The 20,469-nt window shown below is 45.3% G+C and carries 18 protein-coding genes; 10 read left to right on the forward strand and 8 right to left on the reverse strand.

Annotation, left to right across the window (positions count from 1 at the left end):
- Positions 1–40 precede the first annotated feature (40 nt).
- Both ACE3JL_RS08830 and ACE3JL_RS08835 read right to left on the reverse strand, forming a co-directional pair.
- Positions 41–520: a hypothetical protein gene (locus ACE3JL_RS08830; protein ID WP_002782775.1), complete on the reverse strand. Its 480-nt coding sequence runs from the start codon at positions 518–520 to the stop codon at positions 41–43.
- Positions 521–785: 265 nt separating this feature from the next.
- Positions 786–3,155, reverse strand: coding sequence for a hybrid sensor histidine kinase/response regulator (locus tag ACE3JL_RS08835; protein ID WP_271990065.1), 2,370 nt, complete (start codon positions 3,153–3,155; stop codon positions 786–788).
- A 276-nt stretch (positions 3,156–3,431) separates the two neighbouring features.
- Between ACE3JL_RS08835 and ACE3JL_RS08840 the strand changes: the two genes are divergently transcribed.
- From ACE3JL_RS08840 to kaiC, 3 genes are all read left to right on the forward strand, one after another.
- Complete coding sequence (locus ACE3JL_RS08840; RefSeq protein WP_271990062.1) at positions 3,432–4,361, forward strand: circadian clock protein KaiA; 930 nt, start codon at positions 3,432–3,434, stop codon at positions 4,359–4,361.
- 57 nt (positions 4,362–4,418) lie between these two features.
- Positions 4,419–4,733 carry a circadian clock protein KaiB gene (kaiB, locus tag ACE3JL_RS08845; protein WP_002733742.1) on the forward strand — a complete coding sequence of 105 codons (315 nt, stop codon included), beginning with the start codon at positions 4,419–4,421 and terminating at the stop codon, positions 4,731–4,733.
- 193 nt (positions 4,734–4,926) lie between these two features.
- Positions 4,927–6,489 (forward strand): circadian clock protein KaiC, encoded by a 1,563-nt coding sequence (gene kaiC, locus ACE3JL_RS08850; protein WP_271990060.1) that lies wholly within the window; start codon positions 4,927–4,929, stop codon positions 6,487–6,489.
- A 452-nt stretch (positions 6,490–6,941) separates the two neighbouring features.
- On the opposite strand, the gene ACE3JL_RS08855 is transcribed toward kaiC, so the two are convergent.
- The 5 genes from ACE3JL_RS08855 to bchM form a co-directional block, all read right to left on the reverse strand.
- Positions 6,942–7,289, reverse strand: a complete 348-nt coding sequence (locus ACE3JL_RS08855; protein WP_271953094.1) for a carbon dioxide-concentrating mechanism protein CcmK — start codon at positions 7,287–7,289, stop codon at positions 6,942–6,944.
- A 104-nt stretch (positions 7,290–7,393) separates the two neighbouring features.
- Positions 7,394–7,702, reverse strand: coding sequence for a carbon dioxide-concentrating mechanism protein CcmK (locus tag ACE3JL_RS08860; RefSeq protein WP_002732196.1), 309 nt, complete (start codon positions 7,700–7,702; stop codon positions 7,394–7,396).
- Between the two features lie 27 nt (positions 7,703–7,729).
- On the reverse strand, positions 7,730–8,248 hold the full coding sequence (gene msrA / locus ACE3JL_RS08865) for a peptide-methionine (S)-S-oxide reductase MsrA (RefSeq protein ID WP_271990058.1): 519 nt from the start codon (positions 8,246–8,248) through the stop codon (positions 7,730–7,732).
- Positions 8,241–9,008: a 3-methyl-2-oxobutanoate hydroxymethyltransferase gene (panB, locus tag ACE3JL_RS08870; protein ID WP_271990056.1), complete on the reverse strand. Its 768-nt coding sequence runs from the start codon at positions 9,006–9,008 to the stop codon at positions 8,241–8,243. The genes msrA and panB overlap by 8 nt, the downstream gene beginning before the upstream one ends.
- Positions 9,009–9,011: 3 nt before the next feature.
- Positions 9,012–9,704 (reverse strand): magnesium protoporphyrin IX methyltransferase, encoded by a 693-nt coding sequence (gene bchM, locus ACE3JL_RS08875; protein ID WP_375329297.1) that lies wholly within the window; start codon positions 9,702–9,704, stop codon positions 9,012–9,014.
- Between the two features lie 620 nt (positions 9,705–10,324).
- Here bchM and ACE3JL_RS08880 point away from each other — a divergent pair.
- From ACE3JL_RS08880 to ACE3JL_RS08910, 7 genes are all read left to right on the forward strand, one after another.
- Entirely contained in the window at positions 10,325–11,605 is a 1,281-nt protein-coding gene (locus ACE3JL_RS08880; RefSeq protein WP_271990053.1) for a S8 family serine peptidase, read from the forward strand.
- 155 nt (positions 11,606–11,760) lie between these two features.
- Positions 11,761–11,973 carry a hypothetical protein gene (locus tag ACE3JL_RS08885; RefSeq protein WP_375329298.1) on the forward strand — a complete coding sequence of 71 codons (213 nt, stop codon included), beginning with the start codon at positions 11,761–11,763 and terminating at the stop codon, positions 11,971–11,973.
- 561 nt (positions 11,974–12,534) lie between these two features.
- Positions 12,535–13,956, forward strand: a complete 1,422-nt coding sequence (pyk, locus tag ACE3JL_RS08890) for a pyruvate kinase (protein ID WP_271990048.1) — start codon at positions 12,535–12,537, stop codon at positions 13,954–13,956.
- Between the two features lie 194 nt (positions 13,957–14,150).
- A complete protein-coding gene (locus ACE3JL_RS08895) occupies positions 14,151–14,852 on the forward strand; it encodes a 2,3-bisphosphoglycerate-dependent phosphoglycerate mutase (RefSeq protein WP_271989978.1) in 702 nt (233 codons plus the stop codon).
- A gap of 246 nt (positions 14,853–15,098) precedes the next feature.
- Positions 15,099–15,896, forward strand: coding sequence for a molybdate ABC transporter substrate-binding protein (gene modA / locus ACE3JL_RS08900; RefSeq protein WP_271989980.1), 798 nt, complete (start codon positions 15,099–15,101; stop codon positions 15,894–15,896).
- 148 nt (positions 15,897–16,044) lie between these two features.
- Positions 16,045–17,883 (forward strand): molybdate ABC transporter permease subunit, encoded by a 1,839-nt coding sequence (gene modB, locus ACE3JL_RS08905; protein WP_375329299.1) that lies wholly within the window; start codon positions 16,045–16,047, stop codon positions 17,881–17,883.
- A 475-nt stretch (positions 17,884–18,358) separates the two neighbouring features.
- Positions 18,359–18,733, forward strand: coding sequence for a putative quinol monooxygenase (locus ACE3JL_RS08910; RefSeq protein ID WP_375329300.1), 375 nt, complete (start codon positions 18,359–18,361; stop codon positions 18,731–18,733).
- 525 nt (positions 18,734–19,258) lie between these two features.
- On the opposite strand, the gene psbA is transcribed toward ACE3JL_RS08910, so the two are convergent.
- Positions 19,259–20,341 (reverse strand): photosystem II q(b) protein, encoded by a 1,083-nt coding sequence (gene psbA, locus ACE3JL_RS08915; protein WP_012264511.1) that lies wholly within the window; start codon positions 20,339–20,341, stop codon positions 19,259–19,261.
- Between the last annotated feature and the right edge of the window lie 128 nt (positions 20,342–20,469).

Below are 20,469 nucleotides of genomic sequence, written 5' to 3' on the forward strand. Positions count from 1 at the left end.
GATCTTGACCGCTTAATAGATTAATTGGGGGAAATTTTTTTTAGGCCGTTAATTCTTCGGCGGCGTGGGCCAGTTGGGCGGCGACTTTGGCTAAATAGGGACGACTTAACCACCAGATAAAGGGGGACAGCCAACCCCGCAGGGTGACAGAATAGGAAATATAACTACCACAGAGGGTTGATTCGACTTGGTAGGTCATTTTCTGTTCCATGCCGGGGATAGCGAGAACTCTGAGGCTGAGAAGTTCCCCGGGACGGACATTTTCCACGAAAACCCGGATAGGAATGGGAGTCAGACGGGTGACAGCTTGATAGATTAACCCCGGTTTAGCGATTAAACCCAAGGGAACATCAGCTTTGGCGATCAAAGGATGCCAAGAGACATCGGCCACATTAATTAATTTTTGCCAGAGGACATCGACGGGGGCGCTACTGACCACCCGATAGGTTTTGTAGAGTGAAAACTTACAGAATAGTCTGCCTTTGGCCGCTACAATCCTTAGGGAAAAATTGAGAATCACCGATCGCCCCCCCCGCAAAAATAATCCAGGTAATCTTCTATTCTAGAAAATAAATGACTTTCTAGGGGTGAGTGCTTTCTATAATTTCAAGGTGTGGCGGTAAGTTATTATCAGCCGTCAGGAGTCAGGATTCTCTGAGTTGGTATTCAGGATATGGGAGACAGGTTTGAGGTTTTGGGGTTTTGGGGTTTTAGTTCAATTTCCCCACTTCCCCACTTCCCCAATTGATAATTCATAATTCATAATTTATAATTCCCACTCCCCCTTACCGCTCTTTCTGGCGAGAAAAAGCCAGATCAGCAGTCTCGATTACCTTTAATAGCTGTTCGATGCGGTTTTCCGTCGGGGGGGCCAAACAGGGAAAAACGGCTAAACCGGGGATTTGATTGGCCACCTCAGTGACAGCCACATCAAGGGTGACTAGGGGTAAATTAGCGAGGGTTTCCGACTCGCTCAAGGTTTGTAGATAAGAGTATAAATCTTCTGCGATCGAACTATCGATTAAGATAGCGTCCACCTCCCAGACAGTGGCTAAAAGTTCCGCCTGTTCGCAACTATCGGCCTCAATAAAACGATAATTCTCCCGAACTAATTGATTATTCCAAATCCAGCTAAAGGAAGATAAATCGGAGAAATTGGGGGCATAATGACCGTGTAAACGCAGCAGAGTCGGAGCAGTGCGCTGTTTTCGGCTAGGAACAGGGGAAACGGTCAGATTCAGACAAGCTTGCAGGGCTGCCGAGGTAATCGGTGGAACCAGAAAACTATCGGCTCCTTGCTGTTGACTGCGGTTGCGCTCAGAATCGGCGGCGGTGACAATAACTTTTATATCTTTGGTTTGGGGATGGGATTTCAGCAGCGTTAACACATCCCAACCGGACAGGAGGGGGAGATTGGGATTGAGAAAAACACAACGGGGTTTTAACTGCCTGGCTTTTTCGATCGCTTCCGTGCCGCTACGAGCGATAATGGCTTTTAATCCCAATTCACTCAATCGATCGACAAACTGTTCAATCACTTGGGGATTAGCTTCCACCACTAAGACCAGACGTTGGGGAGTGGCGGACTCCTGATCGACACTTTGGGGATGAACTGGAAGTAGTAAAGTAAATTGACTGCCTTCCCGAGCTTTGGAGACAAAAGATAGATCGCCACCGTGACAGCGTGCTAATTTTTGGCTGAGAACTAAACCTAAACCCGCACCCTCAAATTGACGGGTGAAAGGACTTTCTAGCTGTTGGAATTTCTGAAAAATCAGATGCTGGGATTCTTCCGGAATACCGATTCCTGTATCCCAGACGGTAAAAGCCAGCCAATTTTCCCAACGATTGACTTTAATGCCCAAATTACCGCCATCGATGGTGAATTTCACCGCATTATCTAATAAATGCACTAACATCTGTTGTAAACGGGTTTCATCGGCCAGGGCATAATCTAACCCAGATTCGATGTCAAGACGATAGCTGCTGGGGAGATCGAGACGTTGGGGATATTTATCGACGATGATATCGTACACCCGTTGACAGAGGCGATCGATTTTGACTCTAGATAAAGTTAATTGTAGTTGTCCTGTCTCTAGGCGGGTTAAATCGAGGAGATCATTGACCAGAGACATCAACTGACGACCGCTGCGATAGATTAAATCGGCATATTTGGACTGTCGGGGGTTAAGTTCACCGATTTTTTGTTCCCGCAGCAGATTGGAGAGACCAATAACAGCGGTGAGGGGTGATTTAAACTCATGGCTAACACAGGCGAGAAATTCATCCTTGAGACGATTTAAATGGACTAAATCGGCATTTTTAACCGCTAATTCCTGACAATAGTGCTGTTGTTCGGTGATATCGGTGGCTAACAGTAACCACAGTCCTGAAGCTTTCTCGATCAAAGGATAATTATCTGTTAAATTTAACGGCGCAGACAAGAGGCGCCAAGTCTTGGCTAAACCCGATGTCACTGTTTCTAGACGCTGGGGAAACAGGGGAGGAGTGGGGGATTGCAGGGTTAAGGGATCTAAAGTCAAGGGAGAGTTACCGATATTAGCGGGGAAAGCTGCCCCGATTTGTTGACACCAAGCCTGATTTTGGTATAAAATCCCTGCTTCTGGACTGTAGAGCAGCAGGGGCAGCGGTAATTGTTCCAGAAATTCCAGAGGACGATCACTGCGGGGGGGGAAATTGCGATCGCTGATGTGGAGCTGCGGGGGAGGATCATCGAGAATTGAGTGTCCGAGACAAAATTGCAGAAGTTTGCCCGTGTCTAAGCGTCCTAATAGTTTGCCCTGAGCATCGACTAAAATAGGGGCTAAGGAGATCGCTTCTCCCTTCAGGTTTACGAGAAACTCACTCACGGCCATGCGCGAGTTAAGAGAGATAATCGGACGCAGCCAACCACTCAGATCCAGACAGTTGGAGGAAGGGTTTCTGGTTTCGGGGTGCTGTTGTTGATAGAGGAGGTAAGCAATCAGGGTTTGACTCTCAATCAGTCCTAGGGGACAATACCTCTCATCCACTACCACGAGCGCTTCTGGATTGCCCCTATTAATTAAATCCCAAAGACTAGCCCTGTCAATAATTAATTCACAGGTAGTGACAGATTGATTAAAGTGATGGAGACTGAGGGTAACGCTAGGCATGGGAATAATTGGAGGGGCAGTGGCGGTAACTTTAGGGCATAATTAACAAACTGATGGCCAAACTATTAGTAGTCCTAAAACTTGAATCTGCTTTGATTATGACGATCGCTCATCTAGGGGACCGCTCCATTGATTACAATTAACTACGATACCCACTGCCAAAAAGCCGAGTTAACTTTAACTTCCCTTAGCTGATGGCGGGGGGGTTGTCTTCTCAACAGAGAAAGCCTAACCTATTGTTTGTTATTTTCTATCTACCTTGCGGGTGAGAAAACGTTGCCTCCGAGACTGACTATTTATGCTTTTGTCCCAACGGACTCACCCTTGATGGAAGTGAGTTCACCTCTGGGGCTGGTTAATTCTTTGACGGCTTTATTGGCCAATGAACGCTATAATCTGACCCTAGGGTCGTCTTCTAGCGAATTACTGGCTAATATCGAGGCACAGAAGGAAAAAATCGATTGTTTGCTGGTAGTCTTTCATCCTTCCCTACAGCCGACTTTTAATCAACTCTACGAAGGGGGGATTTTACTGCCAGTGGTGATCATTGTCGCCGACAAAAACATCACTGCCGAGACAAATGACTCCCCCACCTGTCTCTATCATAGTGCCGAATTACAAATTACACTCAAGGAATTAGACAGCATCACCGCCGTCATCGACCAAGCGATCGCTAGATTTCTCCATTTAGCTCCTAATTGCTCTTTTTTCGAGCGTACTACGATTGTTAACCAACCAAATCCCGTGGAAAATAATCACAGTTTTCTCCTCCTACAACAGCGCCGTTTAGCAGAAAAATTAAAAGAAAGACTCGGCTATTTAGGTGTTTACTACAAACGCAACCCGCAGCTATTCTATCGCAATCTTGCCCCGGAGGAAAAAAAAGAATTACTGCGGGAATTAAGAGCAGATTATCGTGAGATTATTTTGAATTACTTCCAACAGGATTATCCGATTAATCAAGCGATCGATGAATTGGTTAATAATGTCTTTTTTACCGATCTCTCAGTGTCGCAAATTCTGGAAATTCACATGGAGTTAATGGATGAATTTTCCCAACAGTTAAAATTAGAAGGCAGAAGTGAGGAAATTCTCCTAGATTATCGTCTCGCTCTCATTGATATCCTTGCTCACTTGGGGGAAATGTATCGTCGTTCCATACCTCGCGAGGATATCCCTTATGATTTATTATTGGGAATAGACTAAAATCTCCCCCCATAAATAGCTATGAACTCTTATCCCCAGCCCTTTTGATTCTAACCTATGAGCGTCTTTAAAAAAACCTATGTTTTAAAACTGTACGTCGCCGGCAATACCCCCAACTCCGTGCGAGCCTTAAAAACCCTGAAAAATATCCTAGAAGAGGAATTTCAGGGAGTGTATGCGCTCAAGGTGATTGATGTGCTGAAAAACCCACAACTAGCGGAGGAAGACAAGATTCTCGCTACTCCTACCCTTGCGAAAGTCCTACCTCCCCCGGTGCGGAAAATTATCGGTGATTTGTCCGATCGAGAGAAGGTTCTGATCGGTTTAGACTTGCTATACGAGGAAATTCGTGAACGAGAAAATGATAGCTAGGTCTTCGGCCATAGGTGATTAGACGGGTTATATTTATTGAAGAAGAAATGATCGGGGCGTAATCTAGTACGTCTAGGGGAAAGTCAAGAGTCAATGGAAATCAAGATGGTGTAAAGTGTCTAGTCAGGCTTGATATGTTTCTGTGGAAAAATTAGATAAAAATTCTACTCTTTAAATATTCACTGGATAAATAATGACTCAATCTAACTCTAATAGCCAATCAAATCCACCGATTAAACCCAAAGGTGTTCGCAAAATTAGAACTCTAATTGAAGGTTTTGATGAGATCACTCACGGTGGTTTACCCCTGGGGCGAACTACCTTAGTTAGTGGCACTTCTGGCACGGGAAAAACCCTGCTTGCTGTGCAGTTTCTCTACCATGGGATCAAGTATTTTGACTATCCGGGCCTGTTTGTTACTTTTGAAGAATCTCCCACCGATATTATTCAAAATGCCTATAGTTTTGGTTGGGATTTAGAGGAATTAATTGACCAGGGTAAGTTATTTATTCTCGATGCTTCCCCAGATCCGGAAGGTCAAGAGGTGGTGGGTAGTTTTGATCTTTCGGCCCTAATCGAGCGCATTCAATACGCAATTACCAAATATAAAGCCAAACTGGTATCAATTGACTCTGTAACGGCGGTTTTTCAGCAGTACGAAGCGGTGTCAGTGGTGCGGCGAGAAATTTTTCGGCTCGTGGCCCGGTTAAAATTATTAGAAGTGACTTCAATTATGACCACGGAACGTATCGAAGAATACGGAGCGGTGGCCCGTTTTGGTGTGGAGGAATTTGTCTCTGATAATGTGGTAATTATGCGGAACGTCCTAGAGGGAGAAAGGCGACGCAGAACCGCAGAAATCCTCAAATTACGGGGAACAACCCACATGAAAGGGGAATATCCCTTTACTATCACCAATGACGGCATTAATATCTTCCCCCTCGGTGCGATGCGTTTAACTCAGCGCTCTTCTAATGTCCGCATTTCTTCGGGAGTAAAAACCCTGGATGATATGTGTGGGGGCGGTTTTTTCAAGGATTCGATTATTTTGGCCACAGGAGCAACCGGTACGGGTAAAACTCTCTTAGTCAGTAAATTTTTGGAAGAAGGCTGCCGGCGCGGTGAGCGGGCGATTTTATTCGCTTATGAAGAATCTCGCGCCCAATTGTCCCGAAATGCCTCTTCTTGGGGTATCGATTTTGAGGAAATGGAACGCAAGGGATTATTAAAATTGTTGTGTTCTTACCCGGAATCGGCGGGATTAGAAGACCATTTACAGATGATTAAGTCGGAAATCTCGGAATTTAAACCCTCTCGTATTGCTATTGATTCTCTATCGGCGCTCGCGCGGGGGGTGACAAATAATGCTTTTCGGCAATTTGTGATCGGGGTGACAGGATACGCCAAACAGGAGGAAATTACGGGATTTTTCACCAATACCACCGACCAATTTATGGGAGCGCACTCAATCACCGAATCTCATATTTCTACGATTACGGACACGATTTTAATGTTGCAGTATGTGGAAATTCGCGGCGAAATGTCGCGAGCGATTAACGTCTTTAAGATGCGCGGTTCTTGGCACGATAAAGGGATTCGTGAATATACTATCAGTCAGGATGGGGCGGATATCAAGGATTCTTTCCGCAATTATGAGCGGATTATTAGTGGTTCCCCGACTAAAATTAGCGTCGATGAAAAGAGTGAATTATCGCGAATTGTTCGCAATGTGCGCGAAAAATTACAGGATGAATAATCGCGAGTTGATTGATTTATAGCAGTTATCTTAATGGTGAGGTACGAAGTTTTCCTTTTGGGGAGTCGTACTAAATCCGTTGAGTATAGGCTAGGGTTTGCTGAAAAAGTGTACTGGTGAGGTGTAGGAGTCATTAGCCGGCTGTGAGAGTTCGGCGTTAGACTTTGGCGTAAGCTTTTGTTGAACGCTCAGACCAAGCGCCGAACGGAGGCAGCAGTTTCAGGCTTTGTTGCCCTCCTTTTTATACCAGTTTATGTACTATAAAAAGAATAATGCAAGGTTTTTGAATGTCCCAATCCTATTTTCTTGCACTAACACCGGATTTTAACAAGTCAAAAGCCTTATTTTAAAAGGGTTGTACCATTATTCAGCAAGCCCTAGGCTAGTTATGAGCAGAGGCAAAGTTGGAACTAGACAAGTTCCAACCAGTAACAAAAAATTGACCTTGAAGATTAACGACGGATTGGTGCCATCACACCGTCGGCAGCAGCGCGAAAAGGTTCCACTGCCTCGCTATAATCGATCGGTAAAATAGCCACCACGTTATCGTGAGGACGGGGGATAATCACCCAGGTTTCTAAAGCTGCCCCCTCGGTTTTATTGACGGCTTCAATGCCGGCAGCCATAGCAGTTTTTACCTCCTGTACATCCCCACGAATATTGAGGGTAAAACGGGCGCTTCCTGCTCTTAAATAACCAACAATCGTGATCCGTCCTGCTTTTACCATCGCATCGGCGGCCGCTAGAATACCGGGGAAACCTTTGGTCTCAATCGATCCCACCGCGGGTTGGGCTGTCATAAATTAACTCCTAATAACAAAAATCAGATAAGTTCAATTGATAGAATCCAATCTATTTTCCAGTCTTTAACTATAGTCTAGTTTGGGGCTAATCGCTAGGGAAATTAACTGCGAAAACGGTCTGACTTAGGCGTATGCTGCACTGGTAAAACCGCCAGTACATTTTCTGGAGGATTCGGTACGATGTAATGACTGACCACATTACCACCAAAAGCGGTCATGGCCGCCGCTAATCCTGCCTCTACTGCCGGTTTAACCTCGGAAATCGGACCGCGAATCGCCACTAAAAATTCGCCCCTTTCCGCTAGATCAAAATAAACTAGGGTGACTCGTCCCCCTTTAACCATGGCATCCGCCGCCGCTAAAACGGGGGGAAAACCCAACGTTTGAATGACTCCGACCGCCTCGGGCATTTTTCCTGATCTCCTGCGAAAGCAACTTTACATTATACCCCGATCCTGTCTTGATATTTTCTTCTGGAAATCCTCGACCGATCGAGCCTGTTTTTTCTCTAAATACTGTTGATGGGACTGATCGGCCAGATAATAATCTCCTGCGGGTTCGATCAAAGTCACGATATCCTGCTGAAACTTTCCCGATAGTTGTAGTTGACGCTTGGAAGCAGTGGCGATTAACTTTTGTTGCGGGGTGTGATAAAAAATAATCGATCGATATTGTTCTCCCCTGTCCGGTCCTTGGCGATTTAACTGGGTCGGATCATGAATTGACCAAAAAACGGCTAACAACGCCTCGTAGCTTATTTCTTGGGGATTATAGGCAATTTGTGCCACTTCCGCATGACCAGTAATTCGCGATAAGACATCGAGATAACTAGGATTGGGGAAATGTCCCCCCATATAACCCACAGAAGTCGCTAAAACCCCAGGTAAACGCCGAAATGCGTCCTCGGTTTTCCAAAAACAACCGGCCCCAAGGGTGGCCTTTTGGCCGCTATTCATTTCCCCTCACATCCTTGGCAAATTCTACCACTGCTTTTGTAATTGTCTCGCTTAAATTAGCATAAACTTTGGCAAAAGGGGGAGCTTTTTCGGTTAATCCTAGGATATCCGCCGTTACTAACACCTGACCATCACAATCTTCCCCCGCACCGATACCAATCGTCGGGATAGTCAATTTATCGGTAATAGTAGCGGCTAAATTGGCGGGAATATGTTCCAAAACCAGGGCAAATACTCCCGCTTTCTCCAAAGCTAAAGCTTCCTCGATTAATCTTTGTGCATCCGATGGAGTTTTTCCCTGCTGACGGTATCCTAAGCGATGGACTGACTGGGGAGTTAATCCGATATGACCCATAACAGGGATGCCTATCTCGGTTAAACGGCTAATCGTCTCGATCATAGCCGGATAACCTCCCTCTAATTTTACCCCTTGCACTCCCGCTTCTTTTAACATCCTTCCCGCCGAGTGAATTGCCTGACTGACACTTTCCTGATAGCTGAGAAAAGGCAAATCACAGACAACTAAAGCTTGTTTTACCCCACGAGACACGGCCGCCGCATGGTGAATCATCGCCTCTAGGGTGATCGGTAAAGTGGTAGGATAGCCCAAAGCGGTCATAGCTAAGGAATCACCCACCAAGATAATATCAATTCCTGCCCGATCGAGCAGTCGCGCGATCGGATAATCCCAAGCTGTGAGGGTGACAATCGCGCGTTGTTGCTGTTTCCACTCGATTAATTTGTTGGTGGTGACTGCCATTGTTTATTCACTGCGGACAGCTTCGAGAATACGGGAAAAATAGAAACGAGTGCTAGTCATACTCGTCCGTTCAATTTTAAAGCCATTTTCGTTGAGAGCGGCGATAATAGTTTTTTCCTTGTGTTGATAAGCGCGAGTGGTTTTACTCGGGCCGGGGAAAAATTGACCAATTTTCTTGAGAATGGTTAATAAACAGGTTTTAGGGGCAAAACTGAGAATTAAACGGGATTGAGCTAGGGATCCCAAGTGTTTAATCATGCCTAAGGCTTCTTCTGTGGGATAGTGAATGAGAACATCCAGACAGATGACCGTGTGATATTGGCCGGTTAATGCTTCTAAATCTTGAACGGCAAAGGTGAGTTTACCAGTATCTGCTAACTCTTTGGCCGCTCTTTCCTTAGCTTCTGTCACCATTTTCTCAGAAATATCACTGGCGAAAATAGTTGCGCCCGCTTTAGCGAGGGGAATACTAAGACTACCGACTCCACAACCAGCATCACAGATTGAGAGATTAGGCAAATTGTCATCACTTTCTAACCAACCGATAACAGTATCGAGCGTCTGTTGATGACCGATGCGAATATCTTTTTGTACTTTGTTAACTTCGCCATCCCCATAAATCCGGCGCCAGCGATCGAATCCTGTGGCGTTAAAATAGTCCTTGACTATGGCTTTATCGTCTAATGTGTTGGTCATAAGGAAATATAAACGAGTGGTCTCTGAGCTATGCCGAAGAGCGGAGATGGTTATTAGTTTATCCTACCGTGAAAGCCAGTTTTCCGACTGAATCATTCAGAGACATCATTAGAACATAAGTATTATTTTGTTCCCCCGTACTGCCAAGGATTGTCAAAGATTTGTAAATTTTTTGAGCAAAATCCTTGAGGTAATGCTAGGCTGATTGCAGTGAGCAAACCATAGCTTAATAACGATTAAATATAAGGTTAGGGTTTTAAACTTATATTATCGGTTTAAGTCTAAGTACATAGAAAATTAATTGACATTCCCTAACCTAGTTCCGTTGTTTCCCAGAGCCTGAATTGATAGACAAAATTTAACACCAATCGGGCTGGAGTTCTGAAAAAACGGTACTTAGAGACTGGAGTGAGCTTAGGAAAATGGTTTCCCAAACCGTGAACATTTTGAGGGTAGTTAATTAACTAACTCATCTCTAATTTTATTGAACTATCCTGAACAATTAAAGGATGGTTAGACCAGTGGTTAATGATTGAAAAATTTTCAGAAAAAGGGCTGGTGTTAAGCCATTTTTCCGTGATTGTATTAGCTAAAATGTGCATTTTTTGGAGGTATTTTTTATGTCTGGACAAGCGAGTTTTCCCATCCCCAGGACTGCCTCAAATGAGGAAACCACAGGGCGATATATTGTTACTTTCCAAGATGGAGCAACCCCAGAAGGAATCGCCGCTCTGCGAGATGTGGCGGGGATATCTGCCTTGCCCGATGCCCGGGATTTTGCCGATTCGGCCATGGACAGTTCAGAGCTAGATGCGGCGGGAGGGGGAACCTTTCCGACTTTGGGAGTGGCAGTGGTTTCTATGGATGACTTAGCCTTGAGCGGTGTCATGAACATAGCGGGGGGAGGTTCGGCAATTTTAGCGATCGAACCCGAACGAATTTACTATGCGATCGAGGAGGGTTTATCCTCGGAATACTTCAAGGGTTATCGTGATGCCGTCAATCATCTTTATGAACAGTCCAAGGCCAAAGAAGAACTGGGAGACAAGGATCTCGCGGCCCTGGCCTTTCTCGATGATGCCCAATCCACTTGGGGATTAAAAGCCACGAAAGTAATCAATTCCCGTGGTCGCAGTGGTCGCGGTATTAATGTGGCTGTATTAGATACCGGTATGGATTTGAACCATCCCGACTTTTTTGGACGATCGATCCAAAGTCAGTCTTTTGTACCAGGAGAAGCGGTGCAGGATGGTCACGGTCACGGCACTCACTGTATCGGTACCGCCTGCGGATTTAAAAATGTCAACGGTCGCCGCTACGGGGTCGCCTACGAAGCGACCATTTACGCAGGTAAAGTTCTCAGTAATGCTGGCAGTGGTTCCCAAAGTTGGATTCTGGCTGGCATGGAATGGGCGATCGCCAGTCGCTGTGCGGTGATTTCTATGTCCTTAGGCAATAAAGTTCCAACCCTCTCCACGGCCTACGAAACTATCGGCCGTCGCGCTTTGCAAAATGGTTGTTTGATTATCGCCGCAGCCGGCAATCACCGGCCTGGTACGGTGGGTCAACCGGCTAATAGTCCCTCAATTATGGCCGTGGCGGCGATCGATAGTAATCTGCGATTAGCCTCTTTTTCCTCTGGTTCTGGTACTGCCCAAGGTGCTAACGTAGATATCGCTGGTCCCGGGGTGGCGATCTATTCTTCCGTACCGATGCCCGGACGTTACGCCGTTTTTAACGGCACCAGCATGGCTACCCCCCATGTGGCCGGGATCGCTGCTCTTCACGCTCAAGCTTCGGGAGTCCGCGGGGCGCAACTCTGGCAGTTACTCACCTCGAAAGCCTTGCGACTGTCTATTCCCACCGTTGATGTGGGTAGTGGACTGGTTCAAGCGCCTTAGCAGTCAGTATTCAGGAGTTAGGAGTCGGGAGTCAGGGGATTATTTTTATTTATTCTCCCCCGTCTCCCCTCTCCCTTCTGCCCCATCTCCCTACTTCCCATCTCCCCGGCCCCCCTTCTCGACTCCTGCTCATCTTTTTACTTTCATTAATAGCCATGGAAAAGATTATCGTGACGATCGATGAACAGCATTTAGCCGATATTCAGACAGTGGCCAATAATTTACAATCCCTGGGCATGACAGTAGATAATATATTATCGGTTTCTGGCATTATTACCGGTTCGGCCTCTCGATCGCTGATTCCCTCTTTAAAGGCAGTCCAGGGAGTTCTCGATGTGGAGGAAGATAAGGAAATGTGGGCTATATAAGCTGTTGACTATCTAAAAAATTGGCTCTTCTAGGTTCTGTGTGATAAGTTTAACTTACTATATGATCGATCGATCTTTGTGTCCTTTGTGTCTTTGTGGTTCGTTTCACCCCCTCGCTAGAAGGAATGTACCTTAGAATGCATTTTGTCCACCAAACCCAAGAGAGCCAAAAATTAGTCGTCAAGCCTCTAGGATAGCACCAGAGAAGGGAGCAGGGAGCTTTTTGATGTGATCAGTATTAGGCAGTAATACTAAATTAGGTTATTAAAAACTGATTATTTATTTCCCCTTTTGCCTGTTGACTTCTGCCTCTTGCCTGTCCTGATATGTAGTCTATGCTCAACGGATTTAGTATAATCAGTGAAAAGAAAAGTCCCAACTTGCTACTTAATAATATTGAAAACTCAAATCTGATCACTGATCACTGACTCCTGACGGCGAAGGAGAGGGCCAGGAGCGATTGCAAGTCTGTGGAAAAACTTAATTTGTTTTGCGCTTCACCGTTAGTTAACCTAAAGTGAATATCATGTAATCGTCCCAAGATCGATTAGTAAGGGTTCCATGTCAATTATCACCCATAGAACTAAGATCGTAGCCACGATCGGCCCTGCCAGTAATTCGCCGGAAGTCCTCAAGGAGATGATCGGTGCGGGGATGAATGTAGCGCGGCTAAACTTTTCCCACGGTAGCTACGAAGATCATGCGAGAGTTGTTAGCCTTTTACGGCAAATTTCTCAAGAATTAGACAATCCGATCACTCTCCTGCAAGATTTACAAGGTCCAAAAATTCGCGTCGGTAATCTCCCCAATGATTCGATTACCATCAACGACGGCGATTATCTCACCCTTGTACCCATGGATGAGTATCGAGGAGAAGCGAACACCGTTTCGATCGATTATCCCTATCTGGCCGAGGAAGCACAGCTAAATGAGCAAATTCTCCTTGATGATGGCTTATTAGAGCTAAAAATCGTTGAAATTAACGGAAAAAACCTAAAATGTCAGGTGTTAGAAGGAGGGATTCTCAAAAGTCGCAAGGGAGTTAATCTACCCCGTCTCAATTTACGCTTACCTTCCATGACCGAAAAAGACAAACAAGACCTAGAATTTGGTCTTGCTCAGGGGGTTGATTGGGTTTCCTTGAGCTTTGTTCGTAAAGGAGAAGATATCAAGGCGATTAAGGCATTTTTAGCCGAGAGAAATCATGGGGATGTGCCAGTGATAGCTAAAATTGAAAAACCGCAAGCGATCGAAAATTTAGAGTCAATTGTCGAGGAATGTGACGGAATTATGGTGGCTCGGGGCGATTTGGGGGTAGAATTAAGTCCCGAAAAAGTCCCCATGTTGCAAAAACGCATTATCAAACTCTGCAACATGAAAACTATTCCCGTCATCACTGCCACCCAAATGTTAGAAAGCATGATTCACAATCCCCGACCGACTCGGGCCGAGGCCAGTGATGTGGCTAATGCAATTATCGATGGAACCGATGCGGTGATGTTATCGGGGGAATCAGCAGTGGGAGATTTTCCCGTCAAAGCGGTGGCTATGTTGGCCAAAATCGCCCATGATGTGGAAGCAGATGTGAAGTTTGATAATGTTCCCCCCAATCAGTCCGATGAAACTCATGCTCTCAGTGAGGCTTTGGTGGCGATCGATCAAACCCTTGATCTCCGTTATATTGTCACTTTTACCACCTCTGGCTACACTTCGCTACTGGCTTCTAAGGAACGGCCCTCGGTTCCTGTGATTGCCATGACTCCCAACAAACGCATCTATCACCGTCTCAACCTAGTCTGGGGTGTGATCCCGATTCTTCTTGACCATCAGGTGTCTGTCTTTGAGGATGTGTTAAAGCAAACCGAATCAATTCTGCTTCAGAAAAATCTAGTCCAATCCGGCGATAAAATCCTGATTATGGCGGGAATTCCCATGCAGAAAACTAAAGGTACCAATTTCCTCAAAATTCACACCATTTCCTAAGTTCTAGGAGTCGGGAGTCAGGAGACAGGAGACAGGAGACAGGAGATTATTTCTATTTATTCTCCCCACACCCCACACCCCACACCCCACACCCCACACCCTACACCCCACACCCCACACCCCACACCCTACACCCCACACCCCCACTTCCTCCTAATTCATAATTCCCATCTCCCCACTTCCCAAGAAAACCCATGTCAAAACTTGTATTAATTCGTCACGGCCAAAGTCTTTGGAATGCGGCCAATAAATTCACTGGATGGGTCGATGTTCCCTTGAGTGAACGCGGTAGGGCTGAAGCGATGATCGCTGCCTGTAAACTTAAAGAAGCCAATATCACGATCGATGTTTGTTTTACCAGTCTCCTAATTCGCACGATGGAAACGGCAATAATTTGTCTGACTGAGTGTGATGAAATTCGTGCCGGTAAAATCCCTATTTTTAAACACGATAGCGATGATCCTGATTGGCACGGCTGGGATCGGTACGATGGTGATCCCAGTCAGGAAATTCCGATTTTTCCCAGTCAGGCCATCGACGAACGCTATTATGGTGATTTACAGGGTTTAAATAAAGCCGAAACTGCTGCTAAATTCGGAGAGGCACAGGTTAAGGAATGGCGTAGATCCTATTTTACCCGTCCTCCCGGAGGTGAAAGTTTAGAGGATACCGTCGCCCGGGTTGCACCCTTTTTTCAGAGTCGTATTCTCTCCCATATCCGACAGGGTGATAATGTCTTGGTGGCAGCCCACGGTAATTCCTTACGGGCAATGATTATGACCTTAGAAAATCTTAGCCCAGAAGAAGTCCCCAGTTTGGAGTTAATCACGGGAGTTCCAATTGTCTATGATCTCGATGAGACGGGAAAAATTATCAGTAAGCAAATTCTGCCCTGATTTTTCCGTCTTCTTCCAGACGCGCGAGGTCATTTTATGTTAGGTGGGTAGATGCTAAAAATTGTCAGACACCCTCCTTATTAAGGGGAAATGAAAAGGGGATTAAGGCGGAATCCATCTTCAATTTGATCATAACCAGCTACTTATCCCCACACCCCACGGAAAACTTTTTCAGCAGATACAGATTTTGGGCGGTGGATTAGTTGTGATAGAAATATAAGTATCGATCGCTTGCTGTCAATCTTGATGAAAAGACGATATTTTCTGGCTTTTATCGGCTCAATTGCCCTTATTTGCTTATTATCTCCAGACATAAACCTTTTTTCCTCTACTATCACCACCAGCGAAACCCAGACAATTCTAGTTTCTGCCGCCGCTAGTCTCAAAGATGCCCTAGAAGAAATCAAGCCGGGGTTTGAAAAAGCCCATGGCAACATTAAAGTTAATTATAACTTCGGTGCGTCGGGGGCTTTGCAACAGCAAATTACACAAGGTGCGCCGGCCGATGTTTTCCTCTCGGCTGCCAGTAAGCAAATGGACGCTTTAGCAAAAGCTGGTTTAATCGATACAACTACCAGAAGAAAGCTGCTCACTAATCGCCTAGTTTTAATCGTTCCCAAGCATTCCACCCTAAAAATCAGCAATTTTCGTTCCCTGACTAACAGTAATGTCAAAAGAATTGCCGTGGGTGAACCGCGCAGCGTTCCCGTCGGTCAGTACAGTGAAGAAGTTCTGAAAAATCTCGGCATTTTAGAGCAAATAAAACCAAAACTGGTCTTTGCCAACTCCGTCCGTAATGTTCTCGCCGCCGTAGAGACTGGTAACGCCGATGCTGGCATTGTTTACATCACCGATGCGAAAATTTCCGACCGGATAAAAGTAGTGGCTACGGCTGCCAATAATCTCCATTCTCCGATTATTTACCCGATAGCTGTGATAAAAGCCAGTAAAAACCCGCAAGCTGCCAAGACTTTCGCCCAACATCTCACCAGGGCAGCCGCTAAAAACATTTTTGAAAAATTCGGCTTCGGAATAGCCAGATAATTTAGGGGAAGTGGAGAAGTGGAGAAGTGGAGAAGTGGGGAAGTGGGGAAGTGGGGAATTTCAACTAAAACCCCAACACCCCAACACTCCAACACCCCAACACTCCAACACCCCAAAACCCCAAAACCCAACCCCTGACCCCTGAAAAATGCCAGACTTTTCCCCCCTAGGGATATCCCTGAAAACCGCCACCATTGCCCTGATAATCATCTTTTTTCTCGGTATTGCCGCCGCTTATTGGATGTTGGGCTATCGTGGACGGTGGAAATCCCTAATCGAGGGAGTTTTCGTCGCGCCTTTAATCTTGCCCCCGACGGTGCTAGGTTTCATTTTACTGCTCCTATTCGGCAAAAACGGACCATTAGGACAGTTATTAGACCTATTTAACTTTCGCATCGTTTTTACTTGGTATGCCGCCGTTATCACCGCGACGGTGGTGGCTTTTCCCCTGATGTACAAAACCACCCTCGGGGCTTTTGAACAGGTGGATGCCAGTCTTTTACAGGTTGCCCGCACCCTAGGGGCATCGGAAGGGAAAATATTCTGGCGCCTACTTTTGCCCCTCTCCTTCCCTGGGGTATTAGCAGGATTAACCCTAGCTTTTGCCCGCGCTTTGGGGGAATTTGGGGCGACTTTGATGTTAGCGGGTAATATTCCGGGGCAAACTCAAACTATCCCGATGGCGATTTTCTTCGCTGTGGAAGCAGGAGCGATGACCGAGGCTTGGATCTGGATGTTTATTATCATATTAATCTCCCTATCGGGGATTATCGCCGTTAATCTCTGGCAAAGTCAACGTAAACAGCAATTAGGACGACCGGGAGAAAGCAAACCTAACGAGATGGAGGACTGGCTGCCACTCTGGGAGGGTCGCAATTTTGCCCTTTTAGCGGCTGAAAATCCCTATTATAGGGATAAAATAGGCTTATTTGTCGATATAGAGAAATATTTACCCGGTTTTAACCTCTCAGTCACTTTTAACTGCCAAAATCAGCCATTAGGACTACTAGGGGCTTCGGGTTCGGGAAAAAGCCTGATTTTGCGATCGCTAGCTGGGGTGGAAACGCCCTCAAGGGGTCGTATTGTCTTAAATGGTCGCATTCTCTTCGATTCCGAAAAGGGAATTAATCTCCCCAGTCGTCAGCGTCATATCGGTTTTGTGGTGCAGAATTATGCTCTTTTTCCCCATCTCACCGTGGCAGAAAATATCGCTTTTAGTCTCCCGAAAAACTTATCTAAAAAAGTTATTAAACAGCAAATTGCCAACCAATTGGAATTAGTGCAGTTACTTGGCATGGAAAACCGTTATCCCCATCAATTATCGGGGGGACAACAGCAACGAGTCGCCATTGCTCGCGCTTTAGCTAGTCGTCCGGAAGCTTTATTATTAGATGAGCCTTTTTCTGCCCTTGATACCCATCTACGCGCTCAATTAGAACGTCAGATGATCAAAACTTTAAGTAATTACGATGGTGTGACAATTTTTGTTACCCATAATATGGATGAAGCTTATCGAATATGTGAGAATTTATTAGTTATGGAAAAAGGGCGGGCAATTGCTAATAATTCTAAACAGAAAATTTTTGAGCAACCAGATAGCGTTAGTTTGGCCAAGATTACTGGTTGTAAGAATTTTTCTCGTGCTATAATCATTAATAATCAACAATTAGAAGCCATTGATTGGGATGTTAAATTATACACCGTCCCCGAAATTCCCGACTATTTAGCCTATACGGGAATTCGCGCCCATCAAATTATTTTTGGTCGAGATTTAGGCGATATTAATACTTTTCTCTGTTGGTTGGCTAATGCCATTGAAGGACCCCATCGAGTGACTCTCTATCTGAAACTTAATCAACCCTCCAACCACGATCAAGATTTTCATATCCAAGCAGAGTTATATAAGGATAAATGGTTAGAAATTAAGGAGCAAGCTTTGCCTTGGACTGTTACTTTATCTCCCCAGCGTTTATTATTATTAAAATAAACAGAGATTTTGATGCTAATACTAAATCTAGTGATTAAAAACTGATTATTTATTCCCCCTTTTGCCTCTTGCATGAGTGCCTCTCCTTGTAACTAGCCTATACTTAGGATTTGGTGTAGAGTTTTACCGATTTTGGGGTGGTCAATTACCTAATTTTCAGGGAAAAAGTGCCTGAAATTTCCCCCCGACCACTCCAAAGTCCGGTACTTTTGGATTTTAAAAAGGTCTAAAGATATTATCCAACAAGGTTTTTAGATTTATTCAGCCAGCCCTACTTAAAGGATTTAGTATGATACTCAGCTTTTTATTCTACCTTGTTTGAGTTAGCGATCGCTTTTTCTTAACTTCTCCAGTCAAAAAGTTGCACACGGGGGTATTATTCTGTAGGAGCGCACGCTCTGGACAACCCCTGAGATAAACTTTTCTGCACTACAAGCGCAGGATATCCCTCCGCACCACCTAGAAGGAGAATCTGATGTTCAAAATCGATACTTGCTGTACTCTCGTACCCTATTTTGAAGTACAAGAAGGAAAAATTGATGCGTTCAAAAAACTAAGCCCCAAGTTCATTGAGAGAGTCCGCACCGAAGAGGGCTGTATCCATTATGCTTTTTCCTTTAGCGGCAATATTCTTCATTGCCGCGAGGGTTACATCGATGCTTCCGCAGTTCTTGCCCACCTGCAAAACGTCGGGGAACTGCTAGACGAACTTCTCAAAATCTCCAAGATTATTCGCCTAGAAGTTCACGCTCCCGCTGCCGAAATCGAAAAGCTGCGAGAGCCGTTGGCTTCTCTTAACCCTCAGTTTTTCGTTATCGAGGAAGGTATTCGCCGCACCAGTGAATCCTAACCCCATACCGACACAAAAGAGAAGGAGTAAACTAGAGAGGGTAATTAAACCCACATTCCGCACCCTAAAGTGTCACATTGAAAATTTTATCCAAATCGTCAAAACGATTGCTGGCTCTGAATTACAGGCTAATTTGTTTGTCTAGCAGATGCACAATTAGCCCTAAAAATCTGATAGCTCTGATACCAAATTATTGAGATAAACTCTCATTAAGCTGGCGATCGCTGACTAGAGTGTGACACTTCATAATTCTTAGTAATCGCTAAAAGTCTTACTATACAAGGGCTAGAGCAACTTTTGATTTCAACGACTAGGGTGCGGAATGTGGGATTAAAGGCTCCTACAGGGTGTGAGGGGTAGGATATAGGGAAAAATCTTAAGACCAACGAAAGAAAATGAACTTATTTCGACAAAACCTAAGCAATTAGCCTGATTGTTCCCCATTATCCCTAGATTCTGGCATCTTCTCTGAAAGAAACAAAAAAGCACCCCCTCGCGGGAGTGCCTTTTCGTTCAGACTAGGAATTAACCATTGATAGCAGGAGCAATCAGAGCTACAGGAGCCTGTTCACCACTAGCTAAGTCTAAGGGGAAGTTGTGAGCATTACGCTCGTGCATTACTTCCATCCCGATACCAGCGCGGTTCAGCACATCGGCCCAAGTACCGATTACACGACCTTGAGAATCGAGAATCGACTGGTTGAAGTTGAAACCGTTGAGGTTGAACGCCATGGTGCTAACACCCATTGCCGTAAACCAGATACCGATTACCGGCCATGCACCCAAGAAGAAGTGCAGAGAGCGGCTGTTGTTGAAAGAAGCGTATTGGAAGATTAAACGTCCGAAGTAACCGTGAGCGGCAACGATATTGTAGGTTTCTTCTTCTTGACCGAATTTGTAACCGTAGTTCTGAGATTCGATTTCCGTGGTTTCACGCACTAACGAAGAAGTTACTAACGAACCGTGCATGGCACTGAACAAGGAACCGCCGAACACACCAGCAACACCTAACATATGAAAGGGGTGCATCAGGATGTTATGTTCTGCTTGGAACACAAACATAAAGTTAAAGGTTCCAGAGATTCCTAAAGGCATACCATCAGAGAAAGAACCTTGTCCGATGGGGTAAATTAAGAATACAGCAGTAGCGGCGGATACAGGTGCAGAGTAAGCTACACAAATCCAAGGACGCATTCCTAAACGGAAAGACAGTTCCCACTGACGACCGAGGTAGCAGAAAACACCTAGTAAGAAGTGGAAAATGACTAACTGGTAGGGACCACCGTTGTATAACCACTCATCTAAGGAAGCAGCTTCCCAGATGGGGTAAAAGTGGAGTCCAATCGCGTTGGAAGAGGGAACAACTGCACCAGAGATGATGTTGTTTCCGTAGAGTAGAGAACCAGCTACAGGCTCGCGAATACCGTCGATATCTACAGGAGGAGCGGCGATAAAGGCGATGATGAAGCAGGTGGTGGCGGTGAGCAGGGTGGGGATCATGATGACACCGAACCAACCGATGTATAAACGGTTGTTGGTGCTGGTGATCCACTGACAGAACTGCTCCCACAGGGAAGCGCTCTCGCGCTGTTGTAGAGTGGTGGTCATTGGTTTATGATTCCTATTAAGTTATCGAGGTACGATTGATTGATGATGTTTCTATCTTAGAGAGTTTGTAACGGTTTGTAAAGGGGTTTGAAACTATTGTTACTTATGCTATTGATAAGTTTAGCTGA

This window comes from Microcystis sp. BLCC-F210 (genome assembly GCF_042134685.1).
Classification (GTDB): domain Bacteria; phylum Cyanobacteriota; class Cyanobacteriia; order Cyanobacteriales; family Microcystaceae; genus Microcystis; species Microcystis aeruginosa_D.